Origin of the sequence: Levilactobacillus hammesii DSM 16381 (assembly GCF_001434395.1) — a bacterium.
Classification (GTDB): Bacteria; Bacillota; Bacilli; order Lactobacillales; family Lactobacillaceae; genus Levilactobacillus; species Levilactobacillus hammesii.
In genome coordinates this window covers 31,225-47,636 of record NZ_AZFS01000054.1, presented here as the reverse complement: position 1 = coordinate 47,636, position 16,412 = coordinate 31,225, and the positions used below count along the sequence as shown (strand labels likewise).

The 16,412-nt window shown below is 48.5% G+C and carries 15 protein-coding genes; 11 read left to right on the top strand and 4 right to left on the bottom strand.

Annotation, left to right across the window (positions count from 1 at the left end):
• Window positions 1–141 precede the first annotated feature (141 nt).
• A complete protein-coding gene (locus tag FD28_RS06365) occupies window positions 142–1,713 on the top strand; it encodes a LysM peptidoglycan-binding domain-containing protein (RefSeq protein WP_235806859.1) in 1,572 nt (523 codons plus the stop codon).
• Between the two features lie 144 nt (window positions 1,714–1,857).
• On the top strand, window positions 1,858–2,064 hold the full coding sequence (locus FD28_RS06360; RefSeq protein ID WP_057733735.1) for a hypothetical protein: 207 nt from the start codon (window positions 1,858–1,860) through the stop codon (window positions 2,062–2,064).
• 218 nt (window positions 2,065–2,282) lie between these two features.
• On the opposite strand, the gene FD28_RS06355 is transcribed toward FD28_RS06360, so the two are convergent.
• From FD28_RS06355 to FD28_RS06345, 3 genes are all read right to left on the bottom strand, one after another.
• Window positions 2,283–3,245 carry a diacylglycerol/lipid kinase family protein gene (locus FD28_RS06355; protein ID WP_191982160.1) on the bottom strand — a complete coding sequence of 321 codons (963 nt, stop codon included), beginning with the start codon at window positions 3,243–3,245 and terminating at the stop codon, window positions 2,283–2,285.
• 324 nt (window positions 3,246–3,569) lie between these two features.
• Window positions 3,570–5,249 carry a ribonuclease J1 gene (rnjA, locus tag FD28_RS06350; RefSeq protein WP_057733733.1) on the bottom strand — a complete coding sequence of 560 codons (1,680 nt, stop codon included), beginning with the start codon at window positions 5,247–5,249 and terminating at the stop codon, window positions 3,570–3,572.
• Window positions 5,246–5,464 carry a DNA-directed RNA polymerase subunit epsilon gene (locus FD28_RS06345; protein WP_057733731.1) on the bottom strand — a complete coding sequence of 73 codons (219 nt, stop codon included), beginning with the start codon at window positions 5,462–5,464 and terminating at the stop codon, window positions 5,246–5,248. Before FD28_RS06345 ends, rnjA begins: the two co-directional genes overlap by 4 nt.
• A 191-nt stretch (window positions 5,465–5,655) precedes the next feature.
• On the opposite strand from FD28_RS06345, the gene FD28_RS06340 reads away from it, so the two are divergent.
• Window positions 5,656–6,162 carry a hypothetical protein gene (locus FD28_RS06340; protein WP_057733729.1) on the top strand — a complete coding sequence of 169 codons (507 nt, stop codon included), beginning with the start codon at window positions 5,656–5,658 and terminating at the stop codon, window positions 6,160–6,162.
• Window positions 6,163–6,225: 63 nt separating this feature from the next.
• Here FD28_RS06340 and def read toward each other — a convergent pair whose 3' ends face one another.
• The gene (gene def, locus FD28_RS06335; protein ID WP_057733727.1) at window positions 6,226–6,786 is read right to left on the bottom strand and encodes a peptide deformylase; all 561 of its coding nucleotides are present in this window, start codon (window positions 6,784–6,786) and stop codon (window positions 6,226–6,228) included.
• A gap of 275 nt (window positions 6,787–7,061) precedes the next feature.
• On the opposite strand from def, the gene pdhA reads away from it, so the two are divergent.
• The 8 genes from pdhA (at window position 7,062) to typA (ending at window position 16,313) form a co-directional block, all read left to right on the top strand.
• Window positions 7,062–8,177 (top strand): pyruvate dehydrogenase (acetyl-transferring) E1 component subunit alpha, encoded by a 1,116-nt coding sequence (gene pdhA / locus FD28_RS06330; RefSeq protein WP_057733725.1) that lies wholly within the window; start codon window positions 7,062–7,064, stop codon window positions 8,175–8,177.
• 2 nt (window positions 8,178–8,179) lie between these two features.
• Entirely contained in the window at window positions 8,180–9,157 is a 978-nt protein-coding gene (locus tag FD28_RS06325; protein WP_057733723.1) for an alpha-ketoacid dehydrogenase subunit beta, read from the top strand.
• 78 nt (window positions 9,158–9,235) lie between these two features.
• Entirely contained in the window at window positions 9,236–10,549 is a 1,314-nt protein-coding gene (locus FD28_RS06320; protein WP_057733721.1) for a 2-oxo acid dehydrogenase subunit E2, read from the top strand.
• 7 nt (window positions 10,550–10,556) lie between these two features.
• The gene (lpdA, locus tag FD28_RS06315; RefSeq protein WP_057733719.1) at window positions 10,557–11,984 is read left to right on the top strand and encodes a dihydrolipoyl dehydrogenase; all 1,428 of its coding nucleotides are present in this window, start codon (window positions 10,557–10,559) and stop codon (window positions 11,982–11,984) included.
• Between the two features lie 343 nt (window positions 11,985–12,327).
• Window positions 12,328–13,233, top strand: coding sequence for a Rossmann-fold NAD(P)-binding domain-containing protein (locus FD28_RS06310; RefSeq protein ID WP_057733717.1), 906 nt, complete (start codon window positions 12,328–12,330; stop codon window positions 13,231–13,233).
• Window positions 13,234–13,236: 3 nt separating this feature from the next.
• A complete protein-coding gene (locus FD28_RS06305) occupies window positions 13,237–13,533 on the top strand; it encodes a UPF0223 family protein (protein WP_057733715.1) in 297 nt (98 codons plus the stop codon).
• Window positions 13,534–13,537: 4 nt separating this feature from the next.
• Window positions 13,538–14,329: an inositol monophosphatase family protein gene (locus tag FD28_RS06300; RefSeq protein ID WP_057733712.1), complete on the top strand. Its 792-nt coding sequence runs from the start codon at window positions 13,538–13,540 to the stop codon at window positions 14,327–14,329.
• A gap of 139 nt (window positions 14,330–14,468) precedes the next feature.
• Window positions 14,469–16,313, top strand: coding sequence for a translational GTPase TypA (gene typA, locus FD28_RS06295; protein WP_057733710.1), 1,845 nt, complete (start codon window positions 14,469–14,471; stop codon window positions 16,311–16,313).
• Window positions 16,314–16,412: the final 99 nt, after the last annotated feature.

The window sequence follows — 16,412 nt, the reverse complement described above, 5'->3', positions numbered from 1 at the left end:
CAAGGAACTGGGAAAACGTGTGGTAATATTAATTTGTGATTCGTATTTACTATGAACGACCGGAAGTTAATTGCTTAATGAGCGAAATTTTCGCGTTCATCTGCGTTTGAAAAAAAGTCATAAAAGGACGTGTTGTTGAAAATGAGTACAGGACAACGAAAAACAAAAGCACTGGTTGGGGTTGTTGGGGCCATGGGTGCCTTGGCAGCCGGAGCAACGATTACCGCTAATGCCGATAGTATTCAAGTCAAGCAGGGCGACACCGTTTGGGAACTTTCACAAAAACTCGGGGTTTCGATTGATGACCTCGAAGCGCAAAATTCGATTGACAGTAAAACCGACCTGATTTTCGTCGGACAGAAGTTACAAGTTCGATCTGCTAAGACGACACAGAATTACACGGTTAAGTCCGGCGATACGCTGTGGGACTTAGCACAGCAATATCATCTCACCGTCGCACAACTACAAAAAGCTAATCACATGTCGGGTGATGTCTTGAGTGTGGGCCAGCAACTGACCATTCCACGGGGGAGTGCAGCGGCTTCCGGCAAGGTAGATTCAGGCAGCCAGACCACCACTACGCGTAGCGCAACCCAGCAGTCAACGCAAAAGGCTAATGCCGTTCAGGCTCAGATTGTGGCCCAGCAGCAAGCCGCTGCCAGCAAGCAACAACAAAAACAGAGTGCCGCCGCTACGAGTTCTCAGGCGACGACCGCATCACAGTCAACGACGAAACAGTCCACAAGCTCTTCTAGCACGAGCACCACACGTTCTGCAGCAACGAGCAGCAGTGTTAAGGACAATCACACGAATGCCGGTGTCACGTCTCGTTCAGGCCTGGCAAGAACGGCCACGAACAGTAGCAGTACGGCACAGTCATCTAGCGTGACGTCATCAGCACCAAGCAGTTCCACCAGCACCTCTTCTGCTAGCTCGAACACGACACCAACAACGTCTGCTACGACGTCGACGTCAAGTCAATCGAGTCAGTCGGTGCAAAGCCAACAACGGCCGACACGTTCTGCAACGCCTGCATCGCGTGTATCTGCACAGTCACAATCCAGTACCGCTCAGAGCAGCACCCCATCTGCAACGTCAACGTCGCCGTCTAGCGCTGTGACGAGCAGTAACAGTCAAGCTCAGAAGCAGACGGGTAGCCAGAATGCAACGGCAACCACGACGACCAAACGGATCAGAACCACGACGCAATCTGCCGTTAAGAAGCAAGCTGCTAAGGCAGCGGCGACAAACAATACACAAACGGCAGCAACCAGCTCTTCATCGACGAGTTCTTCAGCAACGGCTACGACCAGCAGCAGTGCTAAGAAGACCACTAATACGGCTGGTTTGACCAGTGGTTCCGTAACCGGTCTGGCATTGAAATTGTCCTCCGCCAATATTCCTTACGTATGGGGCGGCTCTTCCTTAAGCGGGATGGACTGTTCTGGCTTAGTTGCTTACGTGTACAAGAACGCAATGGGCATCAGCTTACCACATAACACGGTATCGCAAGAAGCCTATGTTTCAACCCATTCAGTTGGTTCAGCTAAACCGGGCGACATTCTCTTCTGGGGCTCAAAAGGGGCCACTTACCATGATGCAATCTACTTAGGCAACAATCAATTCGTTGACGCCCCAACCGTTGGGCAAAACGTTCAGGTTCATCAGATCAGTAAGTACTTTATGCCATCCTTTGCTGGGACGGTTAAGTAATCGGTTGCAGTTGAAAAGTTTATGAAATTCGTTGAAAAAGTTTAAGATAATCGTTAACAAATCCGTTAGCAAGTGGTATGATTCCTTTTAGTCGTTTAAGAAACGGGAATCAAAAACTATATTTGTTAAAGGAGTTGTGTAGTGATGAGTAATCGGGTAGAGATTCTGGAAGAGTATCGGCAGGCTAATTCACAGCTAGCCACGTTGAAAGAAAAGGAATCCGCAACTGTTCAAAGTACTAGGGAAACCGTACAGATTGAACCGCGATATGGTGAGGAAATGAACTACCTCAGTAATAAGTGCGCTCAGCTAGACATGATTCTGGAAGCAATGGATGCTTCGGAAGATTAATCATAAACTATTGACGATTACGGTCGTCAGTGAGTCCTATCGTTGAAAATGACGATGGGACTTTTTTTATGGGGTGGGGTCTGCTAGAGTGGCCGGTTACTTGGAAATGGCCTGTAACCCAGCCTTAAATTGGACGACAAAAAGAGCATCGTCACCGGAAAACTCGGGACGACGCTCTTTGATGACACGATGCTTTTCAGAAAGCAGATTGATCTGGTCTAAATAGTCGTATCAAACCAGAATGGATATTGTTTGAGGCCAACGTAGACATCGAAGAAGCGACCACCCATCTCTTCGCCGTCTAATTGGCCGTATTCGATGGCCGGAACGGTAAGGTGGACACTTGATGCCTGATAGTAGTGAACGGCCTTAGACGTCAAATGACGCTTAAATGCGAGACGAAGCGCCAACCACATCAATTTGAAGAAATTTGGCTTCTCAATGACGACTAGGTGAAGTTGATGATCGTCGATGGTGGCATCGGGAACGATCCCCACACCGCCGCCAAAGTAGGGGTGGTTCGTGGTCGTTACCAGGAAGGCATTGGGATAAATATCACGCTGATTACCCACGTGAACCGTCAGGGTAAAACCGGTCTGGTTGTAATAAACATCGAGTGCTGAGGCCAGGTAGGACAGCTTACCCATGTGGTGTTTGTTGAGCCAAACCTTGGCCTTGGATTGATTGGCCTGTGAAATGATGGCAGCATCAAAGCCAATTCCCAGGTTATTCGTGAAGACACCGCGTTCTTGTTTAATGGTTTCATCGTAGCTGCCGATGTCATAGTCGGTGGCATGGGTACACTGAACGACTTGTTTGAGCGCGTCCTGCCACTTGAGTGCCATACCGGCTCCCCGGGCAAAATCGTTGCCGGAACCAATCGGTAAGTAGGCGACCGGAATGGGGTAAGTCCGTGGTTGTTTGGTGAGCCCATTAATGGCTTCATGCAGGGTGCCATCGCCACCAACGGCGAGAACCACCCAGTTTTGATGGGGTTCATCAGGTAATTGTTTTGCAAATTGCTCGCTTAAAAGAATCGCATGGTTGGCGTATTCTGAAATGGCGAGCTGGTAGGAGACTTGGGCGTCATCGAGCTGTTGCTTGATTTCAGGCCACAAGACCTTAGCGCGACCACTCCCCGCGTGCTCGTTTAAGATGATATAGAACTGGACACTCACCATACTTCTCCTCTCAATTATTAATCCTCACTATTATAAACGAAATCGACGAAACTGCCTAGTGATTCTAGCGTAACTTTGCCGAGTCGTAAGATTCTCCCGAAAGAAAAGGCTTACACTGCTAGATGAGCGTCACCCTTGGGTCATTAGCCCCTATCTGGAAGAGTGGTCAGCGGAAAAAAGATGCGGGGAAGGGGCGGTTATGGGGCCTGAGTGGAAATCGGTTAGGGCGGATTTCACGTTTCAACAATCGTTTGTTAGAAGTGGAGGAAAATGCCGTGCCAAATCAAAAGGGATGCCAGCGATGGCATCCCTTTAAAATCAGATTTACTTGGTCATAATGAACATTGGCAGGATCATTGGGTGACGTTCCGTCTTCGCAAAGAGGAAGTTTTGGAGGTCATCAATGACCGCGTTACGGATTGAAGCTTCAGTTGCCTTCGGATTCCGCATTGCCCGCCGGATCGTCTGGAAGACGCGCCGACGACCTTCATTTAGAAGCTCACCGGATTCGCGCATGTAGACGAAACCACGGGACAAGAGGTCAGGGCCAGCCTTGATTTCTTGGTTCTTGAGATCAATGGTGGCAACGACGACCACGAGGCCTTCTTCGGAAAGCAGTTGGCGATCGCGTAAGACCACATTGCCAATATCACCGATACCAGAGCCGTCGATGTAGACATCGCCAGCGGTGAAGTGACCGGCAACCCGTGCAGAGTCTTGGGTCAGGGCCAGAACATCCCCATTTTGCAGGATGAAACTGTGGTCCAGTGGCACGCCACACTGTTCAGCCAACTCGGTGTGAATCTTCAACATCCGGTATTCCCCATGAATAGGCATAAAGAACTTCGGTTGCATCAGCCGGAGCATCAGCTTCTGTTCTTCTTGACCACCGTGACCGGAAGTATGGATGTTGTTGACCTTACCGTGAATGACGTTCGCGCCGGCTTCTTCCAATTCGTTAATGACCCGATTAACCGAGATGGTGTTCCCAGGGATTGGGTTACTGGAGAAGACGACCGTGTCGCCAGGTTGGATCGCAATTTGCCGGTGGGTCCCGTTCGCGATTCGTGACAAGGCAGCCATGGGCTCACCTTGCGAACCGGTACAGAGGATCATGACTTTTTCGGCAGGGAGGGAACGGATCGTGTTGGCATCCACCAAAGCATCATCGGGGATGTTCAAGTAACCCAGTTCACGACCGTTGACGATAGCCGCTTCCATTGACCGTCCAAAGACGGCAATCTTACGACCGTGAGCCAAAGCAACCTCGCAAGCCGTCTCGATACGTGAGATGTTGGATGCGAATGTCGCAAAGATGACGCGGCCTTCAACTTGGTCGAAAATCTTGCGAATGGATTTACCAACCCATTTTTCTGATTTGGTCCAAATTGGACGTTCGGCGTTGGTACTGTCAGACATCAGACATAACACGCCTTCATCGCCCAGCTTCGCCATCTTTTGCAGATCAGGCGGCTGGTTGGTAACGGGAGTTAAGTCGAACTTATAGTCACCCGTTTCCACAATCGTGCCGACTGGTGTGTGAACAGCAACCCCCAAGGTATCGGGAATTGAGTGGGTCGTCCGGAAGAAAGTCACACTCATCTTCCGGAATTTAAGCACAGTATCATCGTCAATTGCGTGTAGTTCAGTCGATTTAAGTAATCCGTGTTCTTCAAGCTTGTTCTTGATTAATGCTAAGGCCAGGGGACCAGCATAGACTGGTACGTTCAGGGCCTTTAACAAATACGGGATACCGCCAATATGATCTTCGTGGCCGTGGGTAATCACTAGCGCCTTGATCTTGGCTTGGTTTTCAACGAGGTATTGATAATCAGGAATAACGTAGTCGATCCCTAATAGTTCGTCTTCGGGAAATTTAATCCCAGCATCAATCAGAATAATTTCGTCCTGAAATTGAATGCCGTAAGTGTTTTTTCCGATTTCGCCAAGTCCACCCACGCCAAAGATAGCAGTCTCGTTATTTTTGACGTTTAACTTGTTCATTCATTAAACTCCGTTAATTTGTAATTCGGATTCTGTTGTTCGTAAGCGAGCGTGTTCCCCTCGATTGCTTCAATGAATTCGATATTGTGTTCCGTGTGTGCCTCTACTTGGGCCCGAGCTTCAACTTCGGTGTCCGCTTCCAAGTAAAGAGAATGGGTATCCTCGCGCTTAGGATTCCGTTTTTGATCGTTTTGGTAATAAACTTTATAAATCACTGACAAAACTCCTTTAACAAAATAATTTAACTCGTCAGCATTGCGGCGAGTCATGGGTCCTTCCGAACTGCGGGTTGCTTACACAACAATTAGCACAATTTTAGCATAGTTTCAGGCGATTGTATAGAATTACCACTGGCCGGCAAAACATGCTATGATTAAGCTAACGCAAAGTGAACGGAGGAGACGCCATGGCATTAATAGTAGAGATCATCATTGGGATTATCATTGCCATCGTGATATATGAAATGATTCACCGCACCATTGTCCAGCGGGCGACCCGAATTGTTCGGCGCTCTGCCCAGGATGAGACAGATGTGGCGGTCAAGGCGGCCCTTCAGCGGTTAGTTAACGAGGACGTCCTGACCGAACCGGAATGTCAGATTGAAGCGGCCGAGACGGTTGCCGATGTTTGGGGGCGGGGTGTCATGTCGTTTGAGTATAGTTTTCCTGCTGGACTGGATACGGAACGCCGGTTGCCAGAGTTGGAGCGGGCGTTTAATCAGGCCTTAGCGGATTTCTGTGCGGATCACGAGGTTAAGTCGGTGACCACCGGCTCTGCCTTTATCGTGAGTGACATCTGGGTCTATACCGGAGAACTCCACCTTGACGTGGCCTATCTGATGAATGAATCCACCGTTGAATATTTGAAAGATCTTAAAAAGTTGGATGATCCCGTAGTTAAGTCAATAAAATAACTAAAAAAAGTGGTGTGGCCTTCGCAAAAAAATTGTGAAAGCCACGCCACTTTTTTCAAAAAATTACTCAATCATAATGGTATCTTCAGCACGACTGAACGGTTGGTCCTTGTCGATGTGGTCGTAGAACAAGGTCCCATGCAAGTGGTCGATTTCATGTTGACACACAATAGCAGGGTAGTTCTTTAACCGTAGCTGGTGCTTTTCACCGTTGACGTCGTAGTACCGCAACGTGATGCGGTCGTGACGAGGCACGAAACCAGGCACATCCTTATCGACGGAAAGACAACCTTCTCCTTCGGTCAGGGCACCAAGTTGAACGGATTCCGAAACGATGACCGGGTTGATAATCACATCAGTGAAGGGGGATTTACCGTTATCTTCTGCTGGTGGAACCAATACGGAGGCCATCTTTTTGGAAACGCCCACTTGAGGTGCTGCCAGGCCAACGCCGGCGCGCAAGCCATACTTCTTACATTGTTCGGGGTCTTGGGAGACCACCAAGTATTCCATTAAGTCTTTAGCGAGTTGCTGATCCTCTGCGGATAGAGGGAAAGTGACTTCTGCCGCTTCCTTACGCAGTACGGGATCGCCATCTCTGACAATATCTTTCATGAGAAACAAGAGCATTACCTCCGCAAATTATTCATAACTAGTCTATATTCTAACATATCACGGCGACAAAATGAAATGAAAGAAAACGTTTTCCATACATTAAAATTGACGAAAGCGGGTAATCACAAGCACCATCAAAGTTTTATCCTAAAACCTTTATTTACGTTAATGAAAGGGCTTGCAACGGTTGTGAAAAAATGGTACTTTAGGGGTGTAGTCAGGAAACGCAACGTTAACTCACTCTTGTTAACAATTTCATATCAAGTGAAAGGAAAGTGTTACTTATGGCTAATGGAAGCAAACAGATTGTAGACTTTGCCAAAATCAAAGCTACGATGGCCGACCCATATAAGCACCCGGTGCAAGTCATTGACCGGGAAGGGAAGGTTGTTGATCCAGACACGTTGGCAAAATATTCAGATGACCAACTTGTTGACTTCATGAAGAAAATGGTTTGGGAGCGTACGCTACACGAACAAACAATGAACTTCTCCCGTCAGGGTCGCCTCGGTTTCTATGCTCCAACTGCCGGTGAGGAAGCCAGTGAAATGGGAAGTGTTACAGCATTTAAAGAAAATGACTTCCTATTACCTGCTTACCGTGATTTACCACAAATGATTCAACACGGTACAACTGTTGCAAAAGGTTTCTTATGGTCCAAGGGTCACGTTCAAGGAAATCAACATGAAAATCCTAACATGCTCTTCCCACAAATTATTATCGGTGCCCAATACGTTGAAACTGCCGGCGTTGCTTTGGGGATCAAGAAGAATGGCGACGAAGACCGCGTTGCCTTTGTTTACACCGGTGATGGTGGGACATCACAAGGGGACTGGTACGAAGGGGTTAACTTCACCAGTGCCTTCCAAGCACCAGCCGTATTCTTCGTTCAAAATAACGGTTGGGCAATTTCCGTACCACGTTACAAGCAAACTGGTGCTGAAACCTTAGCTCAAAAAGCGGTTGCCATGGGTGTTCCTTCCGTCCAAGTAGATGGGATGGATATCGTGGCCGTTCACGAAGTTTCTAAAGCTGCCCGTGACTTTGCCGCTGCCGGAAATGGTCCAGTCGTGATTGAAACCTTGACTTACCGTTACGGTGCGCACTCCTCAGCTGGGGATGATCCTTCACGTTACCGGACAAAGGAAGAAGAAAAGCCTTGGTTCGATGCTGACCCATTGATTCGGATGCGGAAAGTCTTAACGGACAAGGGTGTTTGGTCTCAAGATCAAGAAGACAAATTAGTCGACGAATACAAAGACGAATTTAAGGAAGCAATGAAGGAAGCGGAAGCAGCACCAGCACAAAAGGTTTCCGACTTCCTGAAGTGGACTTACAATGTTCCTACTCCAGCGGTTAAGAAGCAAATTGCAGAATTCGAAGCAAAGGAGTCGAAGTAATCATGGCTAAAATGACGTATATTAAAGCGATCACTTCTGGTCTGGATCAAGTCTTAAACGACGATCCCAAGACTTTGATCTTCGGTGAAGATGTTGGTAAAAACGGTGGTGTCTTCCGGACCACGGTTGGTCTGCAAGACAAGTATGGTGAAGACCGGGTTTTCGATACCCCATTGGCTGAATCAGGAATTTTAGGTTTGGCAATTGGTTTATCACTGACCGGTTGGCGGCCAATTCCAGAAATCCAATTCATGGGCTTTACGTTCGAAGCCATGGATGGGATTGTTGGCCAATTAGCACGTGACCACTACCGGTTTGGTGGTCAAAAGAACTTCCCAGTTACAGTACGGACACCATTTGGTGGGGGGACACATACCGCCGAAATGCATGCCGATAACTTGGAAAACTACTTTACCAGCACACCCGGGTTACGGGTAGTTACCCCAGCTAATCCATATGATGCCAAGGGCTTGATCATCTCCGCTGTAGAAAGCGATGATCCCGTTCTGTTTATGGAAAACCTGAAACTTTACCGTTCAATGAAGGATGAAGTTCCCGATGAAAAGTACACGGTTCCGCTAGATTCTGCTAAGGTGGTTCGCGAAGGTACGGATATTACCATCGTGGCCTACAGTGCAGAAGTTAACGAATCATTGACGGCTGCTGATGCTTTGGCTAAGGATAATATCTCGGCTGAAGTCATTGACCTGCGTTCCTTGTCACCAATTGACACGGACACCATCTTTGCTTCCGTAGACAAGACCCACAAGGTCGTTGTTGTTCAAGAAGCACAACGGATGGCCGGTGTTGGCGCTGTTGTGGCTTCCGACATTGCCGAAGAAAAGATCATGTCCTTGGACGCCCCAATCGGCCGGGTAGCTGCACCAGATAGCATTTACCCATTCGCCCAAGCTGAAAATGATTGGATTCCAAATGCCGATGACATCGAAGCCAAGGCACGCGAAATCTTTAACTACTAAAAACGCATCATCCAAAAAGAAAAGATAAAACTCGATGTGGGAACATCCTGCATTAAATGAAAGAAAGGAAGTTTTCCCATGGCTTATACGTTCAAACTCCCTGAGCTTGGTGAAGGAATGGCCGAAGGTGAAATTTCTTCATGGCTTGTTAAAGAAGGAGACGCAGTTAAGGAAGACGACACGTTAGTCGAAATCCAAAACGATAAGTCTGTTTCGGAATTACCATCACCCGTTGATGGCACGATTTCTAAGATTGTTGCACAAGAAGGGGACACCGTTGAAATCGGTGATCCACTGATCGTGATCGATGACGGTTCAGATACCCCACCTGACTTAGGTAAGGGTGGCGATGCGGCACCTGCTGAAGAAGCTGCGCCTGCACCGGCTGCTGAACCTGAAGCCGCCGCACCAGAAGCTCCAGCTGCTGCACCAACCGGTGTCCCAGCCGCTTCTGATCCTAATAAATTAGTCATGGCAATGCCTTCTGTACGGCAACACGCTCGTGACAAGGGTGTTGACATTACTCAGGTCACCCCAACCGGGAACCATGGTCAAGTCTTAAAGGCTGATATCGATAACTTTAATGGCGCCGCTGCACCAGCACCAGCTGCTGCCGCCGCACCAGAAGCACCAGCCGCTGCTAAGGCGACGGGTCAAGCCATCAAGCCTTGGAACGCAGACCGTCCTGAACTTGAGACGCGTGAACCAATGTCACCAATGCGGAAGATCATCGCGAAGAGTATGCGGGCTTCTAAGGACATTGCGCCACACGTTACCTCGTTCGATGAGGTTGAAGTTTCAGCACTGATGGCTAACCGGAAGAAGTACAAGCAAGCCGCTGCCGACAAGGGCATTCACTTGACCTTCTTACCTTACATCGTGAAAGCATTGGTTGCCGTTATGAAGGACTTCCCAGAATTGAATGCCTCCATTGACGACACCACCCAAGAAATTGTGACGAAGCACTACTATAACATTGGGATTGCAACGAACACGGATCACGGTCTGTATGTACCAAACATTAAGAACGCGGATTCCAAGGGTATGTTCGAAATTGCCAAGGAAATTAGTGAAAACTCACAAGCGGCTTACGATAACAAATTGTCACCAGCTTCCATGGCCGGTGGGTCCATGACGATCAGTAACGTTGGGTCCATTGGTGGTGGCTGGTTCACACCAGTTATCAACCAACCTGAAGTTGCCATTCTGGGGGTTGGCCGGATTGAAAAGGCACCTTACGTCAATGAAGATGGCGATATCGTCGTTGGCCGGATGTTGAAACTTTCCATGAGTTACGATCACCGTTTAATCGACGGGGCCTTAGCTCAAAATATCTTAAACGAAATGAAAGCATTGCTTCATGATCCAGAAATGCTCTTAATGGAAGGATGACAGAAATATGGCAGATGTTGAAAAAAAGGATACCGTCATCATTGGTGCCGGCCCCGGTGGCTACGTTGCCGCAATTCGGGCTTCTGAATTAGGCCAAAAGGTTACTTTGGTTGAAAAATCCGATACGCTGGGCGGTGTCTGCCTGAACGTTGGTTGTGTCCCTTCCAAAGCATTGATCCAAGCGGGTCATCGGTTAGAACAGGCCAAGAATGGGTCCACTTACGGGATTTCAACCAGTTCGGCTGAAATTGACTTTAAGAAGACCCAAGAGTGGAAACAAAAGAAGGTCGTTGACCGGATGACCAGTGGGGTTAAGATGCTGATGAAGAAGCATCACGTTGACGTGGTCAATGGTGAGGCTGTCTTCTTGAGCGACACCCAATTACGGGTAATGCCAACTGGTGAAAAACAATTCATGTCCACGGATACGGGCCAGACTTTCGAGTACAATAACATTATTATTTCTACCGGGAGTCATCCCATTGAAATCCCTGGGTTTAAGTTTGAAGGTCGGGTTATCGACTCGACCGGTGGGCTCAACTTACCAGAGATTCCTAAGGAACTCGTGGTCATCGGTGGTGGTTACGTTGGGACTGAACTGGCGGGCGCATACGCTAGCTTAGGTGCTCACGTGACGATCATTGAAGGAACGCCATCCATTCTGCCTAACTTCGAAAAGGACATGGTTTCCGTTGTGCTGAAGAACTTGAAGAAAAAGGGTGTTGATGTCATTACCAGCGCCATGGCTAAGGGTTCTAAGCAAGACGATAACGGAGTCGATGTGACCTACGCCGTTGATGGTAAGGAAACCACAATCAAGGCAGACTACTGCATGGTTACGGTTGGCCGGAAGCCAAACACGGATGACTTGGGCTTGGAATACACCAAGGTTAAGTTGAACGATCATGGTCAAATCGAAGTTGACAATCAAGGTCGGACGGCTTCAGAGCATATTTGGGCCATTGGTGATGTCGTTCCTGGTGCAGCGTTGGCTCATAAAGCCTTTGCTGAAGCCAAGACGGCCGCTGGTGCCATTGCTGGTAAGAAGACGGCTAACGATTGGCTGAGTGTCCCAGCGGTATGTTTCGCTGATCCAGAATTGGCAACGGTAGGTTACACGCAGGCCGAGGCCAAGGACAAGGGGATCAAAGTAAAGACGGCGAAGTTCCCATTTGCTGGGAATGCCCGGGCCGTTTCCTTGGATTCTCCTGAAGGATTTGTCCGCTTCGTCTACACGGATGATGACAATAAGAACATCGTCGGTGCCCAAGCGGTTGGTCCAGAAGTCAGCACGATGACGGGTGAATTATCACTCATTGTTAATGGCGGTCTGAATGTGGAAGACGTGGCTTTGACCATTCATCCACACCCAACGTTAAATGAACCAATCCAAGAAGCTGCGGACATTGCTTTAGGGTTCCCAACCCACGTCTAAAGCGACTTGTGACAACTCTAATTGACGAAAAGGGTCTGAGACTGAAAAGTCTCGGGCCCTTTTTGCGCGCCAGAATAGGGCTGAAACGGGTGTCAAAAGGTAACGGGTGCCGCTTCAGATTCACCCGCCAATCGCCTTTTGGCCTACTCTTTTTTAGGGGGGATGGAGCGTTCTAACTTGCTATCCGACAAGGTTCACTTATAATGGGACTATGTGGTTATTTTCGAATGAAGATAGGCGTCTGAGACGATTGCCGGCGACGGACATTGACGTTTGGGTGTTGTCAGTCGTCTGAGATGAAAGCGCATCACCAATTTTCGTTTTGGTAAAAGGAGGGTCACCCATGAAACCAACGTTACTGATTCAAGGGAACTTTGAACAAGCTAGTCAGCTGTTACATCAACTACTGGTGACTGACTTGCCACTTGACTGTGTGGTTATGCCCAATACAACGGACGACACCCCACGCTATCAGCCGCTGGTGGTGGCTAGTGCCTTGTGCCCCCGGTTGACGATTCGGGTCGGGACGGCTGCTGATTACGGGCAAGCCACTTGGCTGGTTGTGTTGGACCGCTATGTTGCGGAGACGCCAGTAATCACCATGGTTGCTGAGCTACGTTTGCTGATGAAGCAGATTGTTGAGAACGGGTTTAAGGGGCAACTGATTTTTTCTGGAGAACAGGATGAATTGTTAACTTATTTTGCTTGGAAATTTTCTGGACTGGCGGCCAGTCAGATCTGGGGTCTCGGCACGTACCCGTTGACGCGGTTGTTAACTTACCGTTTGGCTGAACGACTGGGTGTCGGCGCCACCATGATTCAAGCAACGGTTGTCGGTGCGGCTAAGTCACCGATTGTGGCCTGGAGCCGCACCTACGTGGGACCCGCACCGATCTTGATGTACCTGGCCAATGCGGATGCGGACTTTGATGCTGATGATCTGGGTAAGATGAGTACGTGGCTGGAACGTGAAGCGGCAGAACAACAGGCCACCTTGCGTTACATGGCTATTATCCGACTCATTCGCGCGACCTTGTCGCAGCAACCCTTGATTGCGCCAGTCGCTAACATTCATGAGGAGACGCCTGCGTTTGCGGCGGCTTCTCCCGTATTGGTGGGCGTTAAGGGAATTCAACATTTAACGAATCTGGTCCTATCTGAAGATGAGCAGCAGGCTTATGCCGCACAGATTGCGGCGATTAGAGAACAAATTACGACGATTGAAAATCAACAAACGGAGGGGAAGTAACTCGTGACCCAATCATCAAGCAATTATGAATATCCATTACAGGCCGACTGGTCGACCGCTGACATTGTGGCGGTGACCACGCTTTATCAACGCGTAGAAGATGCCTATGAACTGAATCAAGGGGTGCCGGCAGAAGTCTTGCTGGCAGCTTACCGTGAATTTCAAAAGGTTGTTCCGCAAAAATTCGAAGAAAAACAATTGGGACGTGAGTTTGAGCAGGCTTCCGGTTACAGCATCTACCGGACGGTGAAACAGGCCCGTGAACAAAAAGGGCGTATCAGGATGAAAGGGGTACATTAAGACGATGAGTGAAGATTGGCAGCAGGTAGCACGGGACGTTTCATCATTATTACGTGAGGGTCGCAGACAGGTTATTGCCAAAATGGCAGGACCGATGACGGTCAGTGAAAAGACGAATCGTAAAGATTTAGTGACCAATATCGATAAAAGTAATGAACAATTTTTAATTGAAGGTATTCGGCAAATGGATCCCACGGCCAAGGTGCTGGGTGAAGAGGGCTTTGGCGATAAGTTGACCAGCTTAGAAGGTCGAGTGTGGATCGTGGACCCCATCGATGGGACCATGAACTTTGTGAAGCAACATGACAACTTTGCCATGATGATTGGGATCTATCAAGATGGTAAGGGACAGCTCGGGTTCATCTATGATGTGATGAACGATGTCTTGTATGCTGGTGGCCCTGCTGTTGACGGTGTTTGGGCTAATGACCAACAGCTGAGTGCCCCCGCTAATTTGGCCTTATCGGAAGGCTTAATTGGGGCCAGTGCACCACTCGTTGTTCATGATACGGCGCACATGCAGAAGATCGTTCATGATAGTGCCGGCATGCGGATCTATGGGAGTGCCGGCATTGAAATGATCAATGTTCTCTTAGGAAAGACGCTGGGGTACATTTCATACTTGAAGCCGTGGGATATCGCGGCCGGGCAAATTCTGCTAAACTTTTTGGGTGTTCGGGTCTCAACCATTGACGGCCAGCCGCTCAATATGCTATCATCTAACCTTGTACTAGTAGCGACGGAAAAAGCGCAACGTGATATTCTCCAAATTGAAGAAGATGACGTCTCACTGTGACACGGTCACAGTTTTTTTATGCGGCCGGTCGGTACAGATGGACTTTATTAATCAATCACGCTACAATAAGCGTACTTACTAACGACGTAAGCATGCCGTGATCCATCTAATTCAACAAGCACGAAAGGAAGAAATACACTTGAAATTCAGAGATGATATCCGTAACATTGCCATCATTGCCCACGTTGACCACGGGAAAACGACCCTGGTTAACGAAATGCTTAAACAATCCGATACGTTAGACGAACATACGTCCATTGGCGACCGCGCCATGGATACTAACGCAATCGAAAAGGAACGGGGCATCACGATCCTGTCCAAGAACACCGCTGTTCGTTACGGTGACAAGCAAATCAACATCTTGGATACACCAGGACATGCCGATTTCGGTGGTGAAGTTGAACGGATCATGCGCATGGTCGACGGTGTTCTGTTGGTTGTCGATGCCTATGAAGGAACGATGCCACAAACCCGTTTCGTTTTGAAGAAAGCTTTGGATCAACACTTGACCCCTATCGTGGTTATCAACAAAGTTGACCGTGAAGGCGCTCGTCCTTCCGAAGTTGTTGACGAAGTCTTAGACCTCTTCATCGAATTAGGTGCTGACGAAGACCAATTGGACTTCCCAGTGGTTTACGCTTCAGCTATGAATGGGACTTCTAGCTACGATCCAGAATTGGACACGCAAGAACATACCATGAAGCCTGTCTTTGACACCATTGTTAAGCACATCCCAGCTCCAATTGACAACACTGACGAACCTTTACAGTTCCAAGTTGCCATGTTGGACTACAACGACTTCGTTGGTCGTATCGGGATTGGCCGGATCTTCCGTGGGAAGGTTAAGGTCGGCGATAGTGTTACCGTTATGAAGCTTGACGGTTCTAAGCAAAACTTCCGGGTTACCAAGTTATTTGGTTACTTCGGTTTGAAGCGTTTGGAAATCAAGGAAGCCCAAGCCGGTGACCTGATTGCCGTTTCCGGGATGGATGAAATCAACGTGGGTGAAACTGTGGTTGCACCTGATACGTTGGAACCACTTCCAATCTTACGGATTGACGAACCAACGCTGCAAATGACTTTCCGGACCAACGACTCACCATTTGCTGGTCGTGAAGGTAAGTTTGTTACGTCTCGTCAATTGGAAGAACGTTTAAAGCGTGAACTCCATACCGACGTTTCCTTACGTGTTGACGACACCGACAATCCTGGTGCCTGGGTCGTTTCTGGTCGTGGTGAACTTCACTTGTCCATCTTGATCGAAACGATGCGTCGTGAAGGTTACGAATTACAAGCTTCTCGTCCAGAAGTTATCTACAGAACAGTGGACAACGTTCGTTGCGAACCATTCGAATCTGTTCAAATCGATACGCCTGACGAATATACCGGTTCAATCATTGACACGCTTTCCCAACGGAAGGGTGAAATGAAGAACATGGAAGCCGTAGGTAACGGTCAAACGCGTTTGACTTTCTTGGCCCCATCACGTGGATTAATCGGTTACTCAACTGAATTCTTATCCTTAACTCGTGGTTACGGGATCATGAACCATACCTTCTCCAAGTACTTGCCAGTTATCAAGAACTGGAACCCAGGTCGTCACAACGGGACTTTGGTTTCCATTAACTCTGGTAAGGTAACGACGTACGCTATCATGGCCGTTCAAGACCGTGGGACCATCTTCACTGAAGCTGGGACTGAAGTGTACGAAGGGATGATCATTGGTCAAAACAGCCGTGACAACGATATCTCCGTTAACATCACCCGTGGCCGGAACCAAACCAACGTCCGTGCCGCCGGTTCTGAAGATATTGCCAAGGTTAAGACGCCATTGAAGATGTCTCTGGAAGAATCACTGGAATTCATCAACGAAGATGAATACTGTGAAATCACCCCAGAACACGTTCGTCTGCGGAAGCAAATTCTGAACACCAGCGAACGGGAAAAGGCTGCCAAGAAGCGGAAGACCGCTGCGCGGAAGTAATTTCTAAACTTTAAATTAATGATGAACCGGTAACGACTGCAGGAGACTGTGGGCGTTACCGGTTTTTTGTGTTGCTGCTGGAAAAGGCGAACATTCAGT

What these genes read in the sequence shown, in the direction of transcription:
- FD28_RS06365 (WP_235806859.1), top strand. Translation starts at nt 142, where the DNA reads ATGAGTACAGGACAACGAAAAACAAAAGCACTGGTTGGGGTTGTTGGG.
- FD28_RS06360 (WP_057733735.1), top strand. Translation starts at nt 1,858, where the DNA reads ATGAGTAATCGGGTAGAGATTCTGGAAGAGTATCGGCAGGCTAATTCA.
- FD28_RS06355 (WP_191982160.1), bottom strand. Translation starts at nt 3,245, where the DNA reads ATGGTGAGTGTCCAGTTCTATATCATCTTAAACGAGCACGCGGGGAGT.
- rnjA (WP_057733733.1), bottom strand. Translation starts at nt 5,249, where the DNA reads ATGAACAAGTTAAACGTCAAAAATAACGAGACTGCTATCTTTGGCGTG.
- FD28_RS06340 (WP_057733729.1), top strand. Translation starts at nt 5,656, where the DNA reads ATGGCATTAATAGTAGAGATCATCATTGGGATTATCATTGCCATCGTG.
- pdhA (WP_057733725.1), top strand. Translation starts at nt 7,062, where the DNA reads ATGGCTAATGGAAGCAAACAGATTGTAGACTTTGCCAAAATCAAAGCT.
- FD28_RS06325 (WP_057733723.1), top strand. Translation starts at nt 8,180, where the DNA reads ATGGCTAAAATGACGTATATTAAAGCGATCACTTCTGGTCTGGATCAA.
- FD28_RS06320 (WP_057733721.1), top strand. Translation starts at nt 9,236, where the DNA reads ATGGCTTATACGTTCAAACTCCCTGAGCTTGGTGAAGGAATGGCCGAA.
- lpdA (WP_057733719.1), top strand. Translation starts at nt 10,557, where the DNA reads ATGGCAGATGTTGAAAAAAAGGATACCGTCATCATTGGTGCCGGCCCC.
- FD28_RS06310 (WP_057733717.1), top strand. Translation starts at nt 12,328, where the DNA reads ATGAAACCAACGTTACTGATTCAAGGGAACTTTGAACAAGCTAGTCAG.
- FD28_RS06300 (WP_057733712.1), top strand. Translation starts at nt 13,538, where the DNA reads ATGAGTGAAGATTGGCAGCAGGTAGCACGGGACGTTTCATCATTATTA.